At 35.0% G+C, this 24605-nt stretch carries 17 protein-coding genes; 10 read left to right on the top strand and 7 right to left on the bottom strand.

Going from position 1 to position 24605, the window contains the following annotated elements; translation table 11 throughout:
- Window positions 1-25: 25 nt before the first annotated feature.
- A complete protein-coding gene (locus tag DB891_RS06520) occupies window positions 26-721 on the bottom strand; it encodes a tetratricopeptide repeat protein (RefSeq protein WP_116761807.1) in 696 nt (231 codons plus the stop codon).
- A 221-nt stretch (window positions 722-942) separates the two neighbouring features.
- Here DB891_RS06520 and DB891_RS06515 point away from each other — a divergent pair, with 221 nt between their 5' ends.
- The 4 genes from DB891_RS06515 (at window position 943) to DB891_RS06500 (ending at window position 9142) form a co-directional block, all read left to right on the top strand.
- A complete protein-coding gene (locus DB891_RS06515) occupies window positions 943-6498 on the top strand; it encodes an MG2 domain-containing protein (protein WP_116761805.1) in 5556 nt (1851 codons plus the stop codon).
- Window positions 6405-7157 carry an alpha-2-macroglobulin family protein gene (locus tag DB891_RS06510; protein WP_124019500.1) on the top strand — a complete coding sequence of 251 codons (753 nt, stop codon included), beginning with the start codon at window positions 6405-6407 and terminating at the stop codon, window positions 7155-7157. The genes DB891_RS06515 and DB891_RS06510 overlap by 94 nt, the downstream gene beginning before the upstream one ends.
- A 122-nt stretch (window positions 7158-7279) precedes the next feature.
- On the top strand, window positions 7280-8095 hold the full coding sequence (locus DB891_RS06505) for a UDP-2,3-diacylglucosamine diphosphatase (RefSeq protein ID WP_116761801.1): 816 nt from the start codon (window positions 7280-7282) through the stop codon (window positions 8093-8095).
- 57 nt (window positions 8096-8152) lie between these two features.
- On the top strand, window positions 8153-9142 hold the full coding sequence (locus DB891_RS06500; protein ID WP_116761799.1) for a glycosyltransferase family protein: 990 nt from the start codon (window positions 8153-8155) through the stop codon (window positions 9140-9142).
- A gap of 87 nt (window positions 9143-9229) precedes the next feature.
- Here DB891_RS06500 and DB891_RS06495 read toward each other — a convergent pair whose 3' ends face one another.
- The 5 genes from DB891_RS06495 to hpt form a co-directional block, all read right to left on the bottom strand.
- A complete protein-coding gene (locus tag DB891_RS06495) occupies window positions 9230-11386 on the bottom strand; it encodes a S46 family peptidase (protein ID WP_116762094.1) in 2157 nt (718 codons plus the stop codon).
- A 178-nt stretch (window positions 11387-11564) separates the two neighbouring features.
- Window positions 11565-12566, bottom strand: a complete 1002-nt coding sequence (gene obgE, locus DB891_RS06490; protein ID WP_116761797.1) for a GTPase ObgE — start codon at window positions 12564-12566, stop codon at window positions 11565-11567.
- Between the two features lie 88 nt (window positions 12567-12654).
- Window positions 12655-13929 carry a hemolysin family protein gene (locus tag DB891_RS06485; protein WP_116761795.1) on the bottom strand — a complete coding sequence of 425 codons (1275 nt, stop codon included), beginning with the start codon at window positions 13927-13929 and terminating at the stop codon, window positions 12655-12657.
- Between the two features lie 120 nt (window positions 13930-14049).
- Window positions 14050-14622, bottom strand: coding sequence for an adenylate kinase (locus DB891_RS06480; protein WP_116761793.1), 573 nt, complete (start codon window positions 14620-14622; stop codon window positions 14050-14052).
- A 44-nt stretch (window positions 14623-14666) separates the two neighbouring features.
- The gene (gene hpt, locus DB891_RS06475) at window positions 14667-15197 is read right to left on the bottom strand and encodes a hypoxanthine phosphoribosyltransferase (protein WP_116761791.1); all 531 of its coding nucleotides are present in this window, start codon (window positions 15195-15197) and stop codon (window positions 14667-14669) included.
- Between the two features lie 91 nt (window positions 15198-15288).
- On the opposite strand from hpt, the gene DB891_RS06470 reads away from it, so the two are divergent.
- The 5 genes from DB891_RS06470 (at window position 15289) to DB891_RS06445 (ending at window position 20642) form a co-directional block, all read left to right on the top strand.
- Window positions 15289-15834, top strand: coding sequence for a hypothetical protein (locus DB891_RS06470; RefSeq protein ID WP_116762092.1), 546 nt, complete (start codon window positions 15289-15291; stop codon window positions 15832-15834).
- An 80-nt stretch (window positions 15835-15914) separates the two neighbouring features.
- A complete protein-coding gene (locus tag DB891_RS06465) occupies window positions 15915-17066 on the top strand; it encodes a 5-(carboxyamino)imidazole ribonucleotide synthase (RefSeq protein WP_116761789.1) in 1152 nt (383 codons plus the stop codon).
- Between the two features lie 286 nt (window positions 17067-17352).
- The gene (locus DB891_RS06455) at window positions 17353-17691 is read left to right on the top strand and encodes a type II toxin-antitoxin system PemK/MazF family toxin (protein WP_116761785.1); all 339 of its coding nucleotides are present in this window, start codon (window positions 17353-17355) and stop codon (window positions 17689-17691) included.
- Between the two features lie 149 nt (window positions 17692-17840).
- Window positions 17841-18326: a 5-(carboxyamino)imidazole ribonucleotide mutase gene (gene purE, locus DB891_RS06450; RefSeq protein ID WP_116761783.1), complete on the top strand. Its 486-nt coding sequence runs from the start codon at window positions 17841-17843 to the stop codon at window positions 18324-18326.
- A 288-nt stretch (window positions 18327-18614) separates the two neighbouring features.
- Complete coding sequence (locus DB891_RS06445) at window positions 18615-20642, top strand: M3 family metallopeptidase (RefSeq protein ID WP_116761781.1); 2028 nt, start codon at window positions 18615-18617, stop codon at window positions 20640-20642.
- A 45-nt stretch (window positions 20643-20687) separates the two neighbouring features.
- Here DB891_RS06445 and DB891_RS06440 read toward each other — a convergent pair whose 3' ends face one another.
- Window positions 20688-21497 carry a UbiA prenyltransferase family protein gene (locus DB891_RS06440; RefSeq protein WP_116761779.1) on the bottom strand — a complete coding sequence of 270 codons (810 nt, stop codon included), beginning with the start codon at window positions 21495-21497 and terminating at the stop codon, window positions 20688-20690.
- A gap of 227 nt (window positions 21498-21724) precedes the next feature.
- On the opposite strand from DB891_RS06440, the gene gcvP reads away from it, so the two are divergent.
- A complete protein-coding gene (gcvP, locus tag DB891_RS06435) occupies window positions 21725-24574 on the top strand; it encodes an aminomethyl-transferring glycine dehydrogenase (RefSeq protein ID WP_116761777.1) in 2850 nt (949 codons plus the stop codon).
- Window positions 24575-24605 lie beyond the last annotated feature (31 nt).

Genomic DNA, 24605 nt, shown 5'->3' with positions numbered 1-24605 from the left:
ATATTGCTTTTATCTAATAATCGATCTATTGTTTCTTACTCTTATATTCTTCTAAAACGGTATTGGCTTTATCGGGTTGTTTCATTTTATTTTTATACAAATCGGCCAATTTCTGATAACAAATCTTGGATCCACCTATTAAAATAGCTCTTTTGTACTGCTCCTCAGCATCCGAGTATCTCTTAAAATATTCCTCAATATGCCCTCGGGATAAATACCCGTCTACCGGAGATAATTCCCGCAACTCTGTCGAATATTTGATGGCTTTGGCTTCACTTCCTCCCACAATCCCTGGCAATTGTAAATTCAATTCTATCAATGCCCAACGCGCTTCGATGTGCTTTGGATTTAATGCGATAGCTTTTTCAAACGAAGACCTTATTTCACTAATCATCCCCAACGCCTTGAATTTATTGACTTCCAAAGATTTCATTCCCAAAGCTCCTCCATATTTATAGTAATAATTGGCTTCTTTAGGTTTTAATGTTTTCAGTTTTTTATAATAGCTTATGCACTTATCCCATAATTTATCATAGCCCGCAATATCCCCTAAATATTCTATTGTTTCAAGATGGTTTGGATTGTTTTTTAAGAAACTTTCTAACAAAGGTTGCGCCTGATTAAATTTCCTTTCAATGAATAATTTCTCCCCTTTTTCATAATTGGTTTGACCTAAAATAAGTAAAGGAAATAATAAAAATATTATCAAGGTCTCTTTCATTGCCCAAAAATAAGAAAATGTGACAAGTATAATTTGCTTTTAAGTAAAATTTAGTAATTTGTACGAAAATTATTTTTGATATAACTTACACTTTGATTAACCCCCCCATCAACGTATTTTTTTTCCTGTAAATAAAAAAATGCCCGAAAATTATCGAAATAACAACTGAATTTTAAGGACTTTTTCGGAAGAAATGAAACAACCGGAATTAAAACCAATTTATGAAAAATATTTATTTAGCTCTTCTTTTTATATCAACCTCATTATTTGCCCAACAATACGAAACCGATTGGAATAAAGTCATTAAAAATGAAAATGTCGGCAAAATAAAAACAGCCAATCAAATCGTTTCCAAAATCTACAAAAAAGCTGCTGCAAAAAAAGAAGAAGTGCAAATCATTAAATGTTTTTTCTATTCATCTAAGTATTTACAGGTAGTAGATGAAAATGCGCAAACCAAAATTTTAAACAATTTAAAAAACCAAATCAAACAAGTTTCAATTCCTTCACAAGCTATTTTGAATTTAGTTTATGGCAAATGTTTAGACGATTATTTTTACAAAAACAGCTACACTATTCAAAATAGGACCAACACAACCATTCTTGACGATGATTTCTTGACTTGGAGTGCGACTGATTTTAAAAACCAAATTGATTTAGCTTTTCAAAAAACACTTCAAAACGAAACCATTTTAAAAAACACTCCATTAACCAATTACGAACCTATATTTGATTTTATAACTTTAGACAAATTAAAAAAAGAAAACATTTTTGATTATTTAATGAGGGAAAACATTTCTTTTCATTCTAAAAAAATTAACCAATGGAGTTATCAACCTAAAGATTTTAAAGAATATAAAAAATCTCTCTTAGGGGATTCTAATGAATTTACTGGATTAAAATTAGATTTTGTAAAGGATACTATTCTAAAAACTGTTCTTTATTTATGTCAAAAACAAGAAACCAACCACCCTTCTGCAGATAATCAACTGGATCGAATTAACTTTTGCAATGATTATCTTTTAAAATCAAATGTAGATTTTTTACAGGCTTTGAATGCTTTACAGAAAAACACCAAAGAAGAAATACTATTGCAAAAAATTCAATTGGCGAAAGCTACTATTTATACAAAAGAAGCCTCAAAGGAAAAACATCCTGATTACAACATTAAAGCCGTTGCTATAATTGACAGTGTTTTATCTGTTTCAAATCATTCAAATGCATACAAATTAGCTCAACAAAAAAAACAAGAAATCAATACCAAAACACTAGAAATACAACTCCAAAAATACATTTACAACAACGAAAATTCCAGAGCTTTTGTTCGTTATAAGAATGCAGACAATCTGAAAATTTCATTTTACAAGATAAATCAAAACATTTTTTCACACTTTAATAATAGGGATATAAAAAGTGACGATTTAGCATTGATAATTACAGAACAAAACAAATCTTCCCAAACAATTGAACACTCCTTAATTAATAAAAAAGACTACCTAGAATACAGCACTGAAGTACTCCTACCCCAACTAGAAACAGGAAGTTATTTGGTTTATTTTGAAAGTGAAACTGACTCTGATTCTAAAAAAGCATTTACTTATGAAACCATTACGGTTTCCAATTTATGTGTTTTGCTCGATTCGAAAAACAAAACCGAATATTATCAGGTTTTGGATCGAAAAACAGGAAAGCCACTGGAGAATGTTACACTTGAGTCACCTACTTTTTCAATAAAAACCAATGAAAAAGGAGTCGCCACTTTTGAAAGAACAGACATAAACAGCTACAATTCTAGATATAAAACCATTAAAGTTGCATCATCAAACGATACTATACAAGTTAATAAAAACTATTTTAGATACAATACTGAATACTCAAATAACGAGAGCGACAAATTTCAAGCAAAAGTCGAGTTCTATTTGGATCGAGCCATTTATCGTCCTGGCCAAACGGTTTATTACAAAGGAATCGCCTTTCAGAAAAAACAAAACGTTAGCAATATCGTTCCCAAAACCACTTTTAAAATTAGCATTAAAGACGCTAACCATAAAGAAATCAAGACTTTTGAAGTTACAACGAATGACTTTGGTTCCTTTTCGGGAGAATTTGTTTTACCAAAAACGGGTTTGACAGGAACCTTTAGTATTGAAGCTACGAAACCCACTCCTGTTGGAAATATTTTGCTGTACAATACAATTGAAGAAGAAAATTCTTTTTGGGCTAACGCAAATTTTGAATACTCAAGACAAGGTTTTAACGTCGAAGAATACAAACGCCCTAAATTTGAAGTTACTTTTGACCCAATAAAAAAATCGTATCACGTTAATCAAAATGTTAGCATAACAGGATTCGCAAAAGCATTTGCTGGCAGCAACATTTCGGATGCAAAAGTGCAATATGAAGTTAGACTTACTCCTTACACATTAAATAACGGTTACTATTACAACCAAAATGGCAAATCTGAAAGCATATTAGTTGGAGAAACCAAAACGGATGCTTCCGGAAAATTCGAAATAAATTTTATTGCAAGACCTTTTGAAAATGCAACAAAAGAACATTTCCCCGTTTTTGATTATACCATAACAGCTTCGATTACAGACATAAATGGCGAAACACACAAAACCCATACAAATGCTAGAATTGGCTATCATTCTTTGATGTTTACCACAACCATTCCGAGTAAAATTGAAACAAGAAATAAAAACGAAATTACATTTACAAGCACAAATCTAAACGGGGAATTTTTGCCAACCAAAGGTGAAATAAAGCTCTATTATGTTAGTTCTTTTTCGGATAAATTCAAACCAAGAATTTGGGAAAAACCCGATATAGAAAGCATTTCGGCACAAGATTTCGAAAGATTATTCCCTTATGAAAACAACCAGAAACTGAATAGTTCAAAATCAGCAGAAACTTTACTGTTTTCTAAAAAATTTGACACTGAAAATGATAAAAATTTGGTTTTGGATTTCATTTCCAATTACAAGTCGGGGAATTACAAAGTAGTATTTTCAGCCAAAGACTCTTTTGAAAACCCAATAGAAACAAGTACCATTTTTCAATTGACACAAAGCAAAGACAAATTCAATCCCAATAAATTATTTACGGCACAACAAATCAATAGTAACCCTAACAAAGATGGTTTTGTTTTAGTAAAATTAACTTCTATTATTCCTAAACTTTACATTAATGCAAGCGGAAATTACAAAAGCAAAATTTATTTCGAAAATACTTTTTATTTACAAAACAATGAAACTGTTGTCAAAATCCCTCTAAAAAAGGAATTTGAAAAGAGAATAAATATAAGTTTTGAAAGTATATTTGAAAACCAACCCTATTACGATCAGATGGAAGTGTCTTTAAAAACCGAAGAACCCAGATTAGATTGGGAAGTAGAATCATTCAGGAATAAGATACGCTCTGGAAGTACCGAAAATTGGTCTTTTAAATTGAAAGCTAGCAATACAGAAAAAGAATGCGAAATACTTGCGTCAATGTATGACAGTTCCTTAGATCAATTTGCGAAACAAAATTGGGGAATTTTAGCTCCTAATGGATACGATTACAATAGTGTTAATTATAAATCCAGTTTAGGATTTGATAAAACCAATTCATCTATTCGTAATCCCAAACCGTTTGTAAAAAGTGTCGAACTTAATAATGAAACCACAAAATTGATTTGGTTTGGATTTGATTTTAACAACTCCCTTTATGGAGATGCTTTAATGTCTGTTACAAAAATAAGAAGTATAAAAAATGGTTATAAAAACATTAAAGGAGATGCAGATTTAGTAGTTGAAGTCCTCGAAGAAGACACTTCTGTTCATAGTCTAGCAGGTATAGATGTGGAACTTCAAACTAAATCAGCAGGAATTAAAATAAGAGGATTAACCAGTATTGATGGAAATAAGGTTAATCCTCTATACGTGGTAGATGGAGAACCAATGACAGCTGAACAAGCAAATTCAATCACCCCATCAGACATCATTTCGATAGATGTTCTAAAAGGAGAAAAAGCAACCGCTTTATACGGAGAAAAAGGTAAAAACGGTGTCATCATCATTACCACCAAAAAATCCCTGGAAGCACTCACTCAAGTAAAGGCAAGAACCAACTTATCTGAAACCGCTTTCTTTTTCCCGAATCTAAAAACAGACTCGAAAGGAAAAGTGAGTTTCAATTTCACTACTCCAGAAGCATTAACCGCATGGAAACTTCGATTAATGGCGCACAATAAAAATGCGGTTACGGGCTATCTCGAAAAAAGTGTTGTTACTCAAAAAGATCTAATGGTAATCCCTAATTTCCCTCGATTCTTTAGAGAAAAAGACACTATTGTGATAACTACAAAAATTGCCAATATCACAAAAGAAGCCAAAACAGGTATTGCGGTATTGCAACTTTTTGATGCAACAACTATGCAAGATATTGATGTAAAAACAAACAATACAAACACCATTAAAAACTTCGCTATTCCCGCTTATGGCAACACTAGTGTAAGTTGGAAAATCTATATTCCTGAAGGTTTACAAGGCGTTCAGTATAAAGTATTGGCAAAATCAGGTAACTTCTCAGATGGAGAAGAGAACATTTTACCGGTATTAACCAATAACACACTCGTTACCGAAAGCATTCCAATTTGGGTGCGAGAAAATTCGAAGAAAGAATACACTTTTGAGAATCTCAAAAACAACACTTCGACCACTTTAAAAAATCATCAATTTACTTTAGAATACACCTCAAATCCATCGTGGTTTGCCATTCAATCCTTACCTTATTTGATGGAATACGAACACGAATGTTCCGAGCAAACTTTTTCGCGTTATTATGCGAATGCTTTGGCTACAGAAATTATCAATAGTAATCCAAAAATCGCAACTGTTTTTGAAACTTGGAGAAAAAACGGAAAATTGAATTCCAAACTAGAAGCAAATGAGGAATTAAAATCGGTTATTCTTGCCGAAACACCTTGGTTAAACGATGCACAAAGCGAAGACGAAAAGAAAAAGAATCTGGCATTGCTTTTTGATTTAGAAAAAATGAAAAATACGCAAGAAGCTACTTTTGCCAAATTAAAACAAAAACAAAAACCTTCTGGAGGCTTTGCTTGGTTTGACGGAAGCGGGGAAAATGAATACATCACCAGACACATTTTGGCAGGTTTAGGTCACTTGAGAAAACTAGACAAAAGTGTAACCGTAGCTAGAAATACAGTCGAAATTGCCAATCCTGGAATTACATTCATCGACAATAAATTTTTAGAAAACTATAAACTACAAAATCAAGAAAAAGATGGTAAATTAATTTGGATTAACCCGAATTCAGACATGCATTATCTCTACACCCGAAGTCTTTATTTGGAAGATTATTTGCTATCGGATACTTTGAAAGTAGCCACAAAAAAATATGCAGAAAACATAAAAGAAAATTGGCTTACTTATTCATTGTATGAAAAAGGAATGGCGGCTTTGGTACTGAATCGTTTTGACGAAAAAGCCACAGCCAAAACAATTCTTGAAAACCTTAGAGAAACGTCTTCTAATAATGAAGAATGGGGAATGTATTGGATCGCCAACAAATCGGGCTGGTATTGGTATCAAGCCCCAATAGAAACCCAAGCTTTGCTGATTGAAGCTTTCGCAGAAGTGGACAATGACACCAAAGCTGTAGATGCGATGAAAGTTTGGCTAATCAAAAACAAACCAAAAATTGGCTCACCACAAAAGCTACTACCGAAGCCGTATATGCGTTACTCCTGCAAGGCTCTGATTGGCTGAGTGTAAAAGACAATACAACATTCCAAATTGGGGAGCAGAAAATAATGAGTAAAAAACTATCTGAAAATGAAAAAGAAGCCGAAACAGGCTACATCAAACTCAACTGGAAAGCGGATGAAATAAAAAAAGAAATGGCGGCAATTACCATTACTAACAAATCGAAAGTACCCGGTTACGGAGGCTTTTATTGGCAGTATTTTGAAGACTTGGATAAAATAAAAAACAATTCGGGAACTAATTTGTCGATTGCAAAAGAATTATACATCAAGAAAAACACTTCCAAAGGCTCCGAATTACAAAAAATAACAGCTAGAAATGTATTGAAAGTTGGCGATTTGGTTACCGTTCGATTAATTATCACATCCAAGGAAGATGTAGAATTCATTCATTTGAAAGATATGCGAGCTTCTTGTTTTGAGCCAATAGAGGTTTTATCTGCCTATCAATACAAAGACGGTTTGGGATTTTATAAAAGCACCAAAGACGCTGCAACCCATTTCTTTTTTGACCGAATAAACAAAGGAACTTATGTACTGGAATATGACATTCGAGTAAATAACACTGGTAATTTTTCTAATGGAATTTCAACAATTGAAAGTATGTATGCTCCAGAGTTTGCCAGTCACACCAAAGGGATAAGAGTAAAGGCAATAGAGTGATTAATAAAAAAACAAATTTAACAACCGTCTTGTTCCAGCAACTTGACGGTTTTTTTCATATACAAATAATACTAAAAACACATTGACATAACATAGCGGTCTTACTTTCGTAAAAACTAATTATGAAAAGGAAAAGAAAAATTCCACTTGTGGTTATAAGTGATGTCCACCTTGGCACATACGGATGCCACGCCAAAGAATTGTTACAATATCTAAAATCAATAAACCCACAAACATTGGTTTTAAACGGAGACATCATTGATATGTGGAGTTTCACCAAAAGTTACTTTCCTGCCTCTCACATGAATGTCCTGCGGCATATTATAAAAATGTCAAATCTAGGGACTCGCGTCATTTACATTACCGGAAATCACGATGAAGCATTACGAAAATATTCTGATTTTATTTTAGGTAATTTCGAATTGGTCGATAAACTTATTCTGGATTTAGACGGCAAAAAAACATGGATTTTTCACGGTGATGTATTCGACTCTTCGACTCAAGGGTATGCCAAAATCCTTGCCAAACTAGGCGGAAAAGGCTATGATTTATTGATTTTGATTAACAGTTTGATCAATTGGTTTTTGGGGATTTTGGGCAAAGAAAAAAGAAGCTACTCCAAAATGATTAAAGACAGTGTCAAGAAAGCGGTTTCCTTTATCTCTAATTTTGAAACTACCGCTGCCGAAATCGCTATCCAAAAAAAATACAGTTACGTGGTTTGCGGGCACATTCACAAACCCCAAATGAAGGATATAGGAAATGAACACGGAAAAGTGACGTACTTGAACAGTGGTGATTGGATCGAAAATCTTACGGCATTAGAATATAAAAAACAAAAATGGAATCTTTATCACTATAAAACAGAGCACTATAAAGACGCTGACTCCCATGAGGAAAAAATAGTGAACGATATTGTCAACAAAATCCTTTCCTAAAAGCCGTCTTCAAAAAGAACATTAGAAACGCATTCTTCAAAATAAAAATATACAGCAATGAAAATATTTTACGCCATACAGGCAACGGGTAACGGACACATCAGCAGGGCCATTCAACTATATCCTTATCTGCAAAAATTTGGTGAAGTTGATTTTTTTATGAGTGGCAACAATGCCAGTCTGGATGTCAATTTGCCCATAAAATTTAAAAGCGAAGGCTGTAGCTTGCATTACAGTAAATGTGGTGGTTTGAATTATTGGGATATTGCCAAAAACATTAAACCCAAACAAATCTATAAAGATGCCAATTCCTTACCACTGAAAAGCTATGATGTTGTCATCAATGATTTTGACTCGATTACGTCTTTGGCCTGCAAATTACAAAAAGTACATTCGATACAATTTGGACATCAGGCCAGTTTTATATCTCCTTTGACTCCCAGACCCGAAAAAAAGAATCTCATGGGCGAAATGATTCTCAAACATTATGCTCCCTCTCCAAAGAACATTGGCTTGCATTTTGACAAATATGATGATTTTATTTATCCTCCGATCATCAAGGATGAAATCGCAAATGCCGACCCAAAAAACAAAGGTCATATCACGGTTTATTTACCCTCTTTTCAACAAGATTGTTTAGAGAGAGCCTTCAACAGATTACCTAATTTATCTTTCCATTGGTTTTTGAATGGCATACAAACCAAACACACCATAAAAAATATCACTTATTACCCTGTCAATCAAGAATACTTCAATAAAAGTCTCATAAACTGTGAAGGTATTATCACTGGAGGAGGGTTTGAAACGCCTGCAGAAGCATTATATTTAAGAAAAAAAATACTCTCCATTCCCATTCGGAAGCATTATGAGCAAGAATGTAATGCGGCGGCTCTCAAGAAAATGGGCGTTCCTATTGTTTATGACGTTGCCGATGATTTTGATCTAATCATAGAAAACTGGTTGCAATCACCCACAAAGTATCCAATTATACAAGCCAATAATATCCCTGAAACCCTACAGTTTTTGTTTGATACCTATTATGATTAAAATATTATATAGCCTATACAAAAAGAAACCCCGCCTCATTTAATAACGAGGCGGGGTTTTAGTTTTTAATAACTATACGTTCTTTTTTTATGGTTGAACATCTCTCACAATTGTCATTTCATCAACAATGTGTTTTGCACCTGCATATTTATCGATGATCCAAAGCACATAGCGAATATCTAGATTGATGGTACGTTGCAGTTTTTTGTCAAAAATAACGTCCCCTGCCATAGCTTCGATATTACCATCAAAAGCCACACCGATCAATTCTCCTTTTCCATTCAATACTGGAGAACCTGAATTCCCACCAGTAATATCATTGTCGGTTAAGAAATTCACAGGCATATACCCTGCTTTATCTGCATATTCTCCAAAATCTTGCGCTTTGTTTAATTCCAACAAACGAGTTGGCAAATCAAACTCGGCATCTCCGGCTTTATACTTTTTGACCATTCCAGTCATAGTTGTATAATTATTAATTTTGGCATCATTGCGTTTGTCTGCTGGCAAAGCGCGAACTTTTCCATAGGTTAAACGCAAAGTAGAATTGGCATCTGGATACTGAATCGTATTCAATTTTGATTCTCTTAAACCTTCCACCAATTTGCGGTAAGCAATAGCAAAATCATCATCCGATTTTAATTGTTCAGGCGATTTAGCTCTTATTTTAGTCATCAAATCATTTGAGATCACATACAATGGATCCGTTGCAATTAATTCTGCTTTTGGATCTTTCATAAAAGCTTCAACAGATTCTTTTGTTGCAAAAACACTGGTAGCAACTGCTTTATCAACATCGGCTGCAAAATTACCACTATTGGCTGCTTTCATTGTAACAATAACTGGAGCAAGACCATATTCTGAAGCTTTGGCAGCGTACAAATTAAGTTGCGATGTCAAAACGTCTTTTTCTAAAGGAGCATAAAACTCACCATAATAATTTTCGACTAAAGCATTTAATTTAGGAAGCATTTCGGCTCTTTTCGCCTCATTCTCCTTGTAATACCCAATCAAAGCATTTCCTAACACCGAAGGACCAGCTCCATAAGAAGTAGTTCTCACTAATTGAGAAAGGTAATTATCATGACGCGATTTTAAATTTGTTTTAGCATAATAGTCGTTTATTGTAGCAACAACATTTCCGTATTTTGCTGCGTTCTCTGCTTTATTAGCCCAAGTATTAAATTTAGCTTCTTCTTTTGCTTTTGCACTAGCGGTTTGCGCTTTAGTCAATGCATCGATCATCCCTTGACGGTTTTTCCAGTAATTCGCAGTAGAAGCATATTTAGAAGCATATTTCAAATTTACGCTTTCATCTTTGCTCATGTACTTCTTCATGTTGTCCATTCCGGTTTTGGCTCCTTCAACATGTGCTGGATAAGCATACCCAACATTTTGTGCTATTCCACTAGATGGCATCCAACGATTGGTTCTTCCTGGATATCCCAGAATCATCGCAAAATCATTTTCTTTTACCCCTTTTATGCTAATTGGCAAATGGTGTTTCGGCTGTAAAGGCACATTGTCTTTAGAATATTCAGCTGGATTTCCGTCTTTATCCGCATACACTCTAAACATAGAGAAATCTGCAGTATGACGAGGCCATTCCCAGTTATCAGTATCTCCACCAAATTTCCCTAGACTTTCTGTAGGTGTTCCTACCAAACGAACGTCTTTATAATCTTGGTATACAAAATAGTAATATTCATTTCCTTGAAAGAAAGGACGAACCGATACAGTGTATTTTCCACCTTCATTGTTCTCTTTTTCGATCAAAGCCATTTCTTGTTGAATCGCTTTATTGCGTTCTGCCTCGGTCATTTTATCATTTACTTTTGATAAAATTCTTTTAGAAACATCATCCATACGAACGAAGAAACGCACGTACAATGATTTTGGTTTCAATTCAGCACTTCTGTCTTTGGCCCAAAACCCGTTTTTCAAATAGTTTTGCTCTTCTGTAGAAAGCTCCGCAATAGCGTCATATCCACAGTGGTGATTGGTCAATACCAAACCTTCTTTTGAAACGATTTCAGCTGTACAACCTCCGTTGAATTGTACTACCGCATCCTTCAAACTATGATGATTGATACTGTAAATCTCTTCGGCTGTCAATTGCAAGCCCATTTTTTCCATATCTCTATGGTTCAATCTTTCGATAAACATTAAAAACCACATTCCTTCATCGGCTCTCACAGGAAAAGCCATTAGACACATGGTTAAGAATAAAATTACTTTTTTCATATTTTTGAATATTTTTTTGATGATGCGAATATAAATCATTTTCACAATCTAATCCCTCTTCTGCAACTAAAAACAAAATCAAACCATTTATTATTAACTTAATTTTAGGAATTGTACAATTTAAACAAAAAAAGGTGTCCTATTACTAGAACACCTTTTTGTTATAAACTATATTTTTTTAGTCATTCAACATTTTCCATAATTTGTCTTTCAATTCAGTCAAACCTTGCTGGGCAACTGAAGAGATAAACATATAAGGAATGTCTTTGAACGCAACGTCTAATTCTGTTTTCAATTCTGCTTTCAATTCATCATCCAGCATATCACATTTTGAAATCACCAATAAACGTTCTTTATCTAGCATTTCTGGATTGTATTTGGTCAACTCATTCACCAAAATATCATACTCCGCTTTGATATCTGGAGTATCTACAGGTACCAAGAATAATAAAGTCGAATTACGCTCAATATGACGCAAGAAATAGTGACCTAATCCTTTTCCTTCGGCTGCACCTTCTATAATCCCAGGAATATCGGCAATTACAAAAGATTGAAAATCTCTGTACGCTACAATTCCAAGATTTGGTTTTAAAGTCGTAAAAGGATAATCGGCGATTTTTGGTTTTGCAGAAGTCAATACAGACAATAGCGTTGATTTTCCTGCATTAGGAAAACCTACCAAACCTACGTCGGCCAATACTTTAAGTTCCAAAATCACATCCATTTCCACACCTGGCAAACCTGGTTGTGAATATCTTGGTGTTTGGTTGGTTGAGCTTCTAAAGTGCCAGTTTCCTAACCCTCCTTTTCCACCACGGGAAAGAATTTGCTTCTCACCGTCTTCGGTAATTTCAAAAAGAACTTCTCCTGTTTCTTTATCTTTAACCACAGTCCCTAATGGAACTTCAATGAATTTATCATCTCCATCGGCACCAGTACTACGATCACCACTTCCATCTCCACCATTACCAGCTTTGATGTGACGCGCAAATTTAAGGTGAAATAAAGTCCAAAGCCCTTTGTTTCCCACTAAATAAACGTGTCCACCACGACCACCATCACCACCGTCTGGCCCACCTTTTTCAATAAATTTTTCTCTATGCAAATGCGTAGATCCCTTTCCTCCTTTTCCTGAAGAAACATAAATTTTTACGTAATCTACAAAATTCCCTTCTGTCATAATTTTCAATTTAAGGTTATGAGTTTAGAAGTTTATGAGTTTAGAAAATCAACTAAACTCATAAACTTCTAAACTTCTAAACCAAATTCTAACCTTTTAAGGCCTTCACCATTACTTTATCAATCTTCACGCCATCCATATCGATGACCTCTAACTCAAATTTTTGCCAAATTAACTTCTCCCCTTGTTTTGGAATACGAGATAATTCGGTCATGATTAATCCGCTTACTGTAGTTACTTCATAATCATTTATTAATTCATCCAACTCGAAATAGGTCAAGAAATCGTGTAGCGAATAATGCCCGTCTACCAACCAGGTTCCGTCTTCTCTTTCGATTAATTGAAAATCGTCTTTATAAAAATCAGATGCATTCCCTACGAGTGCTTCAAGAATATCATTTAAAGTGATCACTCCTTGAAAAACCCCGTATTCATCTGAAACAAAAGCATAATGAATTCCTGTTTTCTTGAACTCTTCCAACGCTTTATAGGCAGTGGTTTGTTCCATCATAAAAGGAGCTTCGGTCATAATCTCGGCCAAATTGAAACTGTCGTTTTCAAAATGGGCAAATATATTTTTCAAGTTTACCACCCCAAGAATATCATCGTAATTTTCTCCATAAACCGGATAAATAGAATGTAATTCTTTGAGCATAAATTCCTTTACTTGATTTTTATTTGCATGCAAAGGCAAAAACACAACCGATTTTCTATGAGTCATCAACGAATTGATTTTTCGATCTCCGATATGAAAAACTCGCTCTACTATATCTTGTTCTATTTCTTGTACTTCTCCTCCTTCGGTACCTTCTTTGATGATTGCTTTTATTTCCTCCTCAGTAACTTTACCGTCTGCGGTAGGTTTTATTTGCAGAACATCCAATAAAAAATCGGTCGAATGGGTCAACATCCATATAAAAGGAGCCGTAATTATCGAAACAATCTTCATCGGTAACGCCACGGCTTTTGCAATAGCTTCAGGATGGTTTAACCCAATTCTTTTGGGTAATAACTCTCCCAATACCAAAGAAAAAAACGTTAATATCACTACTACAATACCAACTGCAATTGAATGTGCGAACGGAATGAATACTTGAAATTCTCTTACGAAAGCTTCAACATCAGCTGTAATTTTATCTCCACTGTAAATACCGGTAAGTATCCCAATAAGGGTTATTCCTATTTGTACCGTCGAAAGGAATTTGTTTGGCGCATTGGCCAAATCTAAAGCGATTTGCGCACTTTTATTTCCTTTTTTTGCTGCGGTTTCCAATCTATTTTTCCTTGCCGATATCAATGCGATTTCCGACATAGAGAAAACCCCATTTAAGAGTATTAGAAAAAATATTATGAGTATTTCCAATTTTTTGTTTTTTGTTTTTTGTTTTTTGTTTTTTGTTTAAAAAAGTTTAAAGTTTAAGGTTAGTAGGATATTAAATCACATTAACTTTAAACTTTAAACTTCAAAACAATTTTACTTCTTTTATAAATTATCAATAACTGCTGTCAATCTTTCTGTAATTTCTTGAATAGATCCTATTCCGTTTACAGCATAAAACTTACCTTGTTCTTTATAATACCCCATCAATGGAGCTGTTTTTTCGTTGTATTCTTGGTAACGATTTCTAATTTTGTCTTCGTCTTGATCGTCAATTCTTCCGCTGGTTTTTCCTCTTTCAAGCAATCTTGTCACTAGGATCTCATCATCTGCTTCAAGAGCAATCGTTGCGGCAACTTTTGAACCAATTGTTGGCAAAAACGCATCTAATGCTTCGGCTTGAGAAATAGTTCTTGGATAGCCATCAAACAAAATTCCGTTTGTTTCAGGATGTTTGTTCACCTCATCTATAAGCATTTTGGTAGTCAACTCATCTGGCACTAAATCTCCAGCATCCATATATACTCTTGCTTCTTTACCTAATGGAGTGTCGTTTTTTAAATTATAACGAAAAACATCCCCTGTTGAAATGTGTGTTAATTTGTATTTTTCTTTTAAAAACTCAGCTTGAGTTCCTTTTCCTGCTCCTGGTTTTCCAAACAAAACTATATTGATCATTCCTTTTTTATATGTGGTTTTTACTATTTTTATTCTTTATTTCCTTATTCCTTTAATTGGAATACTTCGGGTAAGTTTCTGCCTAAGCCATCGTAGTCTAATCCAAAACCTACTATGAATTTATTTGGAATTCTAATTCCAACATAATCAATTTTTATGTCTTTTTTGTACGCTTCTGGTTTGAAAAAAAGTGTTGCAATTTTAAAATGTTTCACATTTTGTTGTTTAAACAAATTTTTCAATTCCTCCAAAGTGTTTCCTGTATCGATAATATCCTCGATAACAATTACGGAACGTCCTGTCAAATCTTGGTTTAAACCTATTAATTGTTTGACCGATTCTGTGGAAGATGTCCCCTCATAAGACGCCAATTTTATAAAAGAAACTTCACAAGGTTTCTTGTATAATTTTAAAAAATCGGAAACGACCATAAAAGACCCATTTAACACTCCAATAAAAATTGGTGTTTCGTCAAAAAAATCGTCTTCTATTTGTGCAACCATTTTTTTGATGGCAAAATCAATTTCAGTAGCAGAAATAAACGGAACAAATTGTTTATCGTGTAGTTGTATCACAGTATATCGTTTTAAAATATTCTGCAAAGATAGGGATTTCACTTTTGACTATTGATAATTGATTTGTACTTTTAAAGCAAAAATACTGATGATGGTTATCGAATTCCAAAAAAAATTAGAATATGTAACGGGATATAGAGTCAACAGACAAAAATATGCTGACGAAGTTCTTGACAATCCCGAACTTTTCCCTGAGTTGATTCGACTGTGTTTTCAAACTTTAGACAAAAATGCATCTAAAGCCTGTTGGATTCTGGAATTTGTCTGTTACCAGAAATTGGAATGGCTAGAAGATCATTTGGATTTTTTTTGCTCCCATATTAAAAACCTAAAAGACGAAAGCGCTATTCGACCTGTGGCCAAAGTTTGTCAGCTTTTGATACTTTCTCATTATAAGAAAAAGGAAATACAGCTTTCTCCAAAACATTTAGACGAAATCATAGAATCCAATTTTGACTGGTTGATTAACGACACCAAAGTGGCTTCTAAGGCTTATGCGATGCGTACTTTGTACCTTTTAGGAACTCATTACGATTGGATACATCCCGAATTAAAAACTATAATTACCAAAGATTATCCTAATCATAGCTCTGCCTATAAAGCAGTTGCCAGAGAAGTTTTGAAGAAAATAAAATAGCATTTTCCTATTCGATTAGGAAAAAGTATCTTTGCATACTCAAGGCAATTTGCCGAATAGACAAAGTAAACACAATCACAATGAACTATTTTTCATCCCATTTCAAATTAGGTATACTCGGTGGCGGACAATTAGGCAAAATGCTATTGTTTGATACCCGAAAATTTGACATTCAAACCTATGTACTCGATCCTAGTGACGAAGCACCATGTAAGATAGCGTGCAATCATTTTTTTCAGGGCGACTTGATGGATTTTGAAACGGTTTACAATTTTGGTAAACAAGTAGATGTTTTGACTTTTGAAATTGAATTGGTGAATCTTGATGCACTAGAAAAATTGGAAAACGAAGGGACAAAAGTATATCCTTCTCCAAAAACACTAAAACTGATTCAAAACAAAGGTATTCAGAAAGAATTTTATATAAAAAACAATATCCCAACAGCTCCTTTTAAACGTTATGCTACATTAAAAGATTTAGTGGTTGATTTAGTAGATTCTAACATTCAGCTTCCCTTTGTTTGGAAATGTACCGAATTTGGATATGACGGAAACGGCGTAAAAGTCATTCGTCAAACTACTGATTTAGAAAATCTACCAAATGTTGAGTGCATTGCTGAAACGATGGTACCTTTCAAAAATGAATTGGCTGTAATTGTTTGTCGCAATCCGCAGGGAGAAATAAAAACATATCCAGTAGTTGAAATGGAATTTCATCCCGAAGCCAACCAAGTGGAATATGTAATTTGTCCTGCTCGAATTGACGATAAGGTAGCCGAAAAAGCAAGAGCCATTGCATTGAATGTTTCACAACAATTCAATCACGTTGGACTATTGGCTGTCGAAATGTTTCAAACCGAAGATGATGAAATCTTGGTAAACGAAGTTGCTCCTCGTCCGCATAATTCAGGTCATTATTCGATTGAAGCCAGTTACACTTCACAATTTGAAAACCATTTGCGTGCGATTCTGGATTTGCCTCTAGGAAACACCGAGAGCAAAGTAGCCGGAATTATGGTCAATCTTTCGGGAGCTGAAGGTTTTTCTGGAGATGTGATTTATGAAAACATAGAAAAAATATTAGGTTGGAATGGAGTAACACCTCATATTTACGGTAAAAAACAAACACGCCCTTTTAGAAAAATGGGACATGTAACCATTGTAAACGAAGACATAAACGAAGCAAGAAGAATTGCTGAGGATGTGAAAAATACAATAAGAGTGATTTCTTAAATTTTTATAAAAGTATACACAAAAAAGATATACATTTGTACTATACAAAATAAACAAATCATGAAAACAATATCTCTAAAAATAGACGATTCAATTTATGGTGAGACCGAAAACATTGTTAAATCAATAAAAAAACCTAGAAACAGGTACATAAACGATGCGCTTGACTACTATAATAAGATGCAAAGTAGAATTATTTTACAAAAAAAATTACACTTTGAATCCAAATTAGTTTCAGAAAGTTCCTTGGAAGTCTTGAGAGAATTTGAGCAAATAGACACATTACATGAATCAATTTGAAATTTGGCTAGCCGATTTAAACCCTCAAATAGGCACAGAAGCAGGAAAAGTACGCCCCGTGGTAATTGTTCAAACTAATTTTCTTAATGAAATAACACACCCATCAACCATAGTTTGCCCAATTACAACCAAACTAAACAACGAATCCGATATATTAAGAATCCGGATAACTAAAGGAAGTTGTGGTTTAAACGAAAATAGCGATATTATGATTGACCAAATTCGAGCCATTGATAACTCAAGATTTATCAAAAAAATCGGGTTTGTATCCAATGACATGAAAATAAAACTCAAAGAAAACATCCAAATAGTTTTAGATTTTTAGAACCGTAGATCATACGTTTTCTTTTTGAATTGATATTGACAAGGATGTAAAAATACGACAAGAGTAATCAAATAACAAACAAACTCAAGTTTCACAAATTACCACAGATAAAATTTGTGCAATCTGTGGTAATAAAAAAAATAAAAACAATGAGCAAAGTAGCCATAATCATGGGAAGCATTTCGGACATGCCTGTAATGCAAGATGCCATAGACATTTTAAAAGGATTTGATATAGCCGTAGAAGTCGATATTGTATCGGCACACAGAACTCCTGAAAAGTTATTTGATTTTAGTAAAAACGCCCATACTCGTGGTATTTCGGTAATTATTGCTGGAGCTGGAGGCGCTGCACATTTACCTGGAATGGTAGCTTCAATGTCTCCATTACCTGTGATTGGGGTTCCCGTAAAATCAAGTAATTCTATTGATGGTTGGGATAGCGTTTTGTCTATTTTACAAATGCCCGGAGGAGTTCCCGTTGCAACTGTAGCCTTAAACGGGGCAAAAAATGCCGGAATCCTTGCCGCTCAAATTATTGGTAGTGCGGACAAAATCATTCTTAACAAAATCATTGCATACAAAGAAGGACTAAAAGAAGCAGTTTATAAATCTTCGGAAAACCTGAATAAATAAAAAAAGCTCCTAAAATAAGGAGCTTTTTTGATATTGTAAACTCTAAACTCGGGGAAATTTAGTATTATCAATAGTGGTATTTTAATATAAATTTCTTTCGATTGGGACAAAAAGAGCTTATAATGTCGACAGAACTAATTTCTAATTCTTCGACAAAAGTATATAAATAATCGATAAAACACACTATGTTTGAAAATTTTAACAAATACATCTTGTTTTTTATCTTCAAATTATAAAACAACAAACGATTAACATTCAATTATTTGAAACAAAACTGATCCTTAAATCATGAACATCCTACTTCAAAAATTTGACACCAAGCTAGACACGGCGCCATTTTCTAAAATAAAAAACGAAGATTACCTTCCTGCATTCCAAGAAGCAATTGTTTTGGCTAAAGCCGAAATTGACGTCATTGTAAATAATCCGGAAAAACCCAATTTCGAAAATACTATTGAAGCCTTATCATACAGTGGGGATACTTTGGATCGAATTTCAAGCATTTTTTTCAATTTGAATTCTGCTGAAACGAGTGACGAAATGCAAAAAATAGCTCAAGACGTTTCTCCTTTATTATCGGAATTTGGAAATGACGTTCGTCTGAATGCCGCTTTATTTGCCAAAGTAAAAACCGTTTATGACCAAAGAGAATCTTTGAACCTAAATCCGGAACAAACCACACTTCTGGACAAACAATACAAAAGCTTTTCCAGAAATGGAGCTAATTTGCCGGAAGACAAGAAAAACCAGTTACGAGAAATCGACAAAGAATTATCGAAATTGAGTTTACAATTTGGAGAAAATGTTTTGGCCGAAACCAATGCTTTCGAAATGCATCTAACCAATGAAAAAGATTTAGCAGGTTTACCCGAAGGCACTATTGAAGCGGCTCGTTCTTTGGCGAAAGCCCAAGAAAAGGAAGGCTGGATTTTTACCTTGGATCATCCAAGTTACATTCCGTTTGTGACGTATGCAGACAACCGCGAACTGCGCAAAAAAATGGCTATTGCTTTTGGCGCCAGATGTTTTCAGAATAACGAATTCGACAATCAGGAAATTGTTTTGAAAATTGCCAAACTGCGTTTCGAAAGAGCCAATCTTTTGGGATATAAAACCCATGCCCATTTTGTTCTTGAAGAGCGTATGGCCGAAAGTCCAGAGAAAGTATTGTCGTTTTCCAATGATTTATTGGCCAAAGCAAAACCAGCAGCTCAAAAAGAATTTGAACAATTATCGGCTTTCGCCAAAGATTTGGACGGCATTGAACAACTTGAAAAATGGGACGGTGCTTATTATTCGGAAAAATTGAAGCAACAATTATTCAATTTGGATGACGAGAAACTGAAACCTTATTTTCAATTAGAGAAAGTACTGAACGGTGCTTTTACCATTGCCGAAAAACTATATGGACTAACTTTTACTGAGATTTTCGATATTGACAAATACCACGAAGAAGTTACCACCTATGAAGTAACAGACAAAAGCAACGAATTGGTTGCTGTTTTCTACGCTGATTTCTTTCCTAGAAAAGGAAAACGAAACGGTGCTTGGATGACTTCTTTCAAATCACAATACATCAAAGACGGCAAGAACGAAAGACCGCACATTTCGAATGTTTGCAACTTTACAAAACCTACCGAAACCAAACCATCACTTTTGACCTTTAACGAAGTGACAACCTTGTTTCATGAATTTGGTCACGGTTTGCATGGAATGCTGGCCAATACCACCTACCCAAATCTTTCAGGAACTTCTGTTTATTGGGATTTTGTGGAATTGCCAAGTCAGATTATGGAAAATTGGTGCTACGAACCAGAGGCTTTAGCTTTGTTTGCACACCATTATGAAACAGGGGAAGTTATTCCGCAGGAATATGTGCAAAAAATCAAAGAAAGTGCAAGTTTTCAAGAAGGAATGGCAACCATGCGTCAATTGAGTTTTGGACTACTGGATATGGGTTGGCACGGACAGGATCCTACAAATATTACTGACATCAAAGCGTTTGAAACCGAACAATTTGCTTCGACACAATTGTATTCTGATGTAAAAGAAAATGCCATGAGTACGGCCTTTTCTCATATTTTCCAGGGCGGATATTCTTCAGGATATTACAGTTACAAATGGGCAGAAGTTCTTGATGCAGATGCATTTGATTATTTCTTAGAAGAAGGGATATTTAATACTGAAGTAGCCGAAAAGTTCAAAGAAAATGTGCTTTCAAAAGGAGGAACAGAACATCCTATGATTTTATACAAACGTTTTAGAGGACAGGAGCCAAAACCAGATGCTTTGTTAAAAAGAGCGGGGTTATTATAGATTATTAGAAATATTATAAACCGAAGTAGCAATGCTTCGGTTTTTTCATTTAACAAAAAACAATAACAACCACCAAACAATAGGAATACTTTCTACCCAAAACGAAGTATAATATTTAGACCGTTTTTCATTGGCGAAAGCTAAGGCAATGACAATAACAAAAATCAATGGCAAATATTGAAAATTGAAATTGCCATTGACATTGACTCCTTCCAATCCACAAAAAAGAATCAATAAAACAAAACCCAGTATTTTGGTGTTCTTCACTCCTATTTGTTGCGGTACAGTTCTTAAATTAGGGTTGTCATGTCGCAAATCAATAATTTCAAAGATGAGAATCAAAACAAAAATCAGGATAAATCGCTGTATGGAGAGTATTCCTATATTTATTGTAAAAGCAACATTGGCATTCAATAAAGGCAAAAACACCGTTGCTCCAACCCAACAAAACGACACTATATAAATCTTTACTCCTGCCCAATTTCGGGCATTTTTTCTATTGGGAAAAAACGGAAGGGTATAAAGCAAGGTCAATCCTAAAAAAACTACTGCTATTATTTGAGTGAGACGTTCCAACAGAAAAAAATAATAGCCAGTCATCATAAAGGCCCCAAAAGTAAACAGAGCAATCCAGCGCAATTGTTTGCGCATCTGTAGTCTCTTAGCCCTTGCCAACTCTTCATACTTTACAAAATTGTAACCTACAATCGTACCCAAAAAAGCAAAATAACCCACTGCATTTTGTTCTGAAATATGGAACACTATTTGGGTAATTTGTACCAATGCAAAACAAGACAAAGCAACATGTAAACTGCTGTTTATATAAAATCGGACAATGCTTTTTAAAACCTTCATCAAACAAACTTAATCAATTGTTAACAAATCAGCCCATTAGTTGAAAAATCCCTATAAAATCAAGTTAAAAAAGGGCTTTATTAAGAGATTAATATTTATTTTTGCACCACAAAAAAAACACAACGCTTTTATTTCTATATTAAATAGTACTGATTGGAATCAAATATAAATGAATCTTTAATCAGTTAGGCTTTTTCTTTAGACTTAAAAAATAACATTAACTACACATGAAAACAGATTCTTTTGCTTTAAGACACATTGGCCCGAGAGAAACCGACTTGCAACACATGTTGAAAACCATAGGAGTTGACTCCATCGAGCGACTGGTTTATGAAACACTTCCGGACGATATTCGTCTAAAAGCACCTCTTGCTTTAGACCCTGCAATGACCGAATATGAATATTCAAATCATATTGCCGAGTTGGGAAGCAAAAACAAAATGTTCCAATCTTACATAGGTTTAGGATACAATCAAGCTATCGTTCCAGCGGTTATTCAAAGAAATATTTTTGAAAACCCAGGATGGTACACCGCTTACACTCCTTACCAAGCCGAAATTGCTCAAGGTCGTCTAGAAGCTATCTTGAATTTCCAAACTATGGTAGTTGAACTTACCGGAATGGAAATCGCCAATGCTTCTTTACTCGATGAAGCTACTGCTGCTGCCGAGGCAATGGCATTGTTATTCGACGTAAGATCACGTGATCAAAAGAAAAACAACATCAATAAATTCTTCGTTTCAGAAGAAATATTACCACAAACATTATCTGTTTTAGAAACTCGTTCTACTCCAATCGGAATAGAATTGGTTGTTGGTAACCACGAAAACTTTGATTTCTCATCAGACTTTTTTGGAGCAATCCTTCAATACCCAGGGAAATATGGTCAAGTAAATGACTATACCGCATTTATTGCAAGAGCTGCCGCAAATGAAATAAAAGTAGCCGTAGCTGCCGATATTTTGAGTTTAACAAAACTAACGCCTCCAGGAGAAATGGGAGCTGCAGTAGTAGTGGGAACTACACAACGTTTCGGAATTCCGTTAGGTTACGGTGGTCCACACGCTGCTTACTTTGCTACGAAAGACGAGTACAAAAGATCTATGCCAGGAAGAATCATCGGAGTAACGGTTGACACTAACGGAAATCGTGCATTGCGTATGGCTCTTCAAACTCGTGAGCAACATATCAAACGTGACAAAGCGACTTCAAATATCTGTACTGCTCAAGTTTTGTTATCTGTTATGGCTGGAATGTACGCTGTATACCATGGCCCACAAGGCTTACAGTATATCGCTAATAAAGTACACGCTTTGGCCGCTACTTTGGCAAACGAATTAGAAAAACTAGGTTTGCAACAAACCAATACTGCTTTCTTTGACACTATCGTAATCAAAGCCGATGCTAAAAAAGTAAAAGAAATTGCAGAGCAAAACGAAGTTAACTTCTATTATGTTGACGAAAATACGGTTTCAATCTCTTTGAATGAAACTACAAGTATTGCCGACATTAATAAAATAGCTGGTATTTTCGCTGCTGCAAATGAAAAGCAAGCAACAACAATCGAAACTTTATCAGAAGCAAATCATTTCCCAGAAGATTTAAACAGAACATCATCTTTCTTACAACATGATGTTTTCAACAAATTCCATTCTGAGACTGCAATGATGCGTTACATCAAAATGTTGGAGCGTAAAGATTTATCATTGAACCACTCTATGATTTCTTTGGGTTCTTGTACCATGAAACTGAATGCTGCATCTGAAATGTTGCCATTAAGTAATGCACTTTGGAACAACATTCACCCTTTTGCACCATTAGATCAAGCACAAGGATACCAAGAAATGTTGTCTAAACTAGAACAACAATTAAACGTAATTACTGGTTTTGCAGGAACAACTTTGCAGCCTAACTCAGGTGCACAAGGAGAGTATGCAGGATTAATGGTAATTCGCGCGTACCACCAATCTCGTGGCGATCACCACAGAAACATTGCTTTGATTCCATCATCGGCTCACGGAACCAATCCGGCTTCTGCAGCTATGGCGGGTATGAAAGTAATCGTTACCAAAACATTAGAAAACGGAAATATAGACGTAGATGATTTGCGTGAAAAAGCGATTCTTCACAAAGACAACTTATCGTGTTTGATGGTTACTTACCCATCGACTCACGGAGTTTTTGAAAGCGCCATTATCGAAATCACACAATTAATCCACGAAAACGGCGGTCAAGTTTATATGGATGGAGCCAATATGAATGCACAAGTTGGTTTGACCAACCCAGCAACCATTGGAGCTGACGTTTGTCACTTGAACCTTCACAAAACATTCGCTATCCCTCACGGTGGTGGCGGACCAGGTGTAGGACCTATTTGCGTAGCCAAACACTTAGTACCATTCTTACCATCCAACCCAGTTATTCCAACAGGTGGAGAAAACGCCATTACAGGTATTTCTGCAGCACCTTGGGGATCTGCATTAGTATGCTTAATCTCTTACGGTTATATCACGATGCTAGGGGCTGACGGTTTGAAAGAATCTACAGAACACGCCATATTAAACGCCAATTACATCAAAGAAAAATTAAACGGTCACTACGATACGTTATATTCTGGTGAAATGGGTCGTGCAGCACACGAAATGATTTTGGAATGTCGTCCTTTCAAACAAAAAGGAATCGAAGTTACTGATATCGCTAAACGTTTAATGGATTATGGTTTCCACGCACCAACCGTTTCTTTCCCAGTGGCCGGAACCTTGATGATCGAACCAACCGAAAGTGAAAACTTAGAAGAGTTGGATCGTTTTTGTGACGCTATGATTGCCATTCGTAAAGAAATTGAAGCAGCATCTATTGATGACAGCAACAATGTCTTAAAGAATTCTCCTCATACATTAGCGATGCTGACTACTGAAACTTGGGATTTCCCATACAGCAGAGAACAAGCCGCTTTCCCACTGGATTATATCGCCGAAAACAAATTCTGGCCTACCGTTCGTAGAGCCGATGACGCTTACGGAGACAGAAACCTAGTATGTAGCTGTGCACCAATCGAAGCTTACATGGAGAGTTAGGGATTTAAGTCCCGATAATTATCGGGAGTAG

Source organism: Flavobacterium laiguense (assembly GCF_003097655.1).
In the GTDB taxonomy this organism is placed as follows: domain Bacteria; phylum Bacteroidota; class Bacteroidia; order Flavobacteriales; family Flavobacteriaceae; genus Flavobacterium; species Flavobacterium laiguense.
This window is presented reverse-complemented; position numbering and strand designations above follow the sequence as displayed.

Coding starts and splice junctions, on each gene's coding strand:
- DB891_RS06520 (WP_116761807.1), bottom strand. CDS start 721: ATGAAAGAGACCTTGATAATATTTTTATTATTTCCTTTACTTATTTTA.
- DB891_RS06515 (WP_116761805.1), top strand. CDS start 943: ATGAAAAATATTTATTTAGCTCTTCTTTTTATATCAACCTCATTATTT.
- DB891_RS06505 (WP_116761801.1), top strand. CDS start 7,280: ATGAAAAGGAAAAGAAAAATTCCACTTGTGGTTATAAGTGATGTCCAC.
- DB891_RS06500 (WP_116761799.1), top strand. CDS start 8,153: ATGAAAATATTTTACGCCATACAGGCAACGGGTAACGGACACATCAGC.
- DB891_RS06495 (WP_116762094.1), bottom strand. CDS start 11,386: ATGAAAAAAGTAATTTTATTCTTAACCATGTGTCTAATGGCTTTTCCT.
- obgE (WP_116761797.1), bottom strand. CDS start 12,566: ATGACAGAAGGGAATTTTGTAGATTACGTAAAAATTTATGTTTCTTCA.
- DB891_RS06480 (WP_116761793.1), bottom strand. CDS start 14,622: ATGATCAATATAGTTTTGTTTGGAAAACCAGGAGCAGGAAAAGGAACT.
- DB891_RS06470 (WP_116762092.1), top strand. CDS start 15,289: ATGGTTATCGAATTCCAAAAAAAATTAGAATATGTAACGGGATATAGA.
- DB891_RS06465 (WP_116761789.1), top strand. CDS start 15,915: ATGAACTATTTTTCATCCCATTTCAAATTAGGTATACTCGGTGGCGGA.
- DB891_RS06455 (WP_116761785.1), top strand. CDS start 17,353: ATGAATCAATTTGAAATTTGGCTAGCCGATTTAAACCCTCAAATAGGC.
- purE (WP_116761783.1), top strand. CDS start 17,841: ATGAGCAAAGTAGCCATAATCATGGGAAGCATTTCGGACATGCCTGTA.
- DB891_RS06445 (WP_116761781.1), top strand. CDS start 18,615: ATGAACATCCTACTTCAAAAATTTGACACCAAGCTAGACACGGCGCCA.
- DB891_RS06440 (WP_116761779.1), bottom strand. CDS start 21,497: ATGAAGGTTTTAAAAAGCATTGTCCGATTTTATATAAACAGCAGTTTA.
- gcvP (WP_116761777.1), top strand. CDS start 21,725: ATGAAAACAGATTCTTTTGCTTTAAGACACATTGGCCCGAGAGAAACC.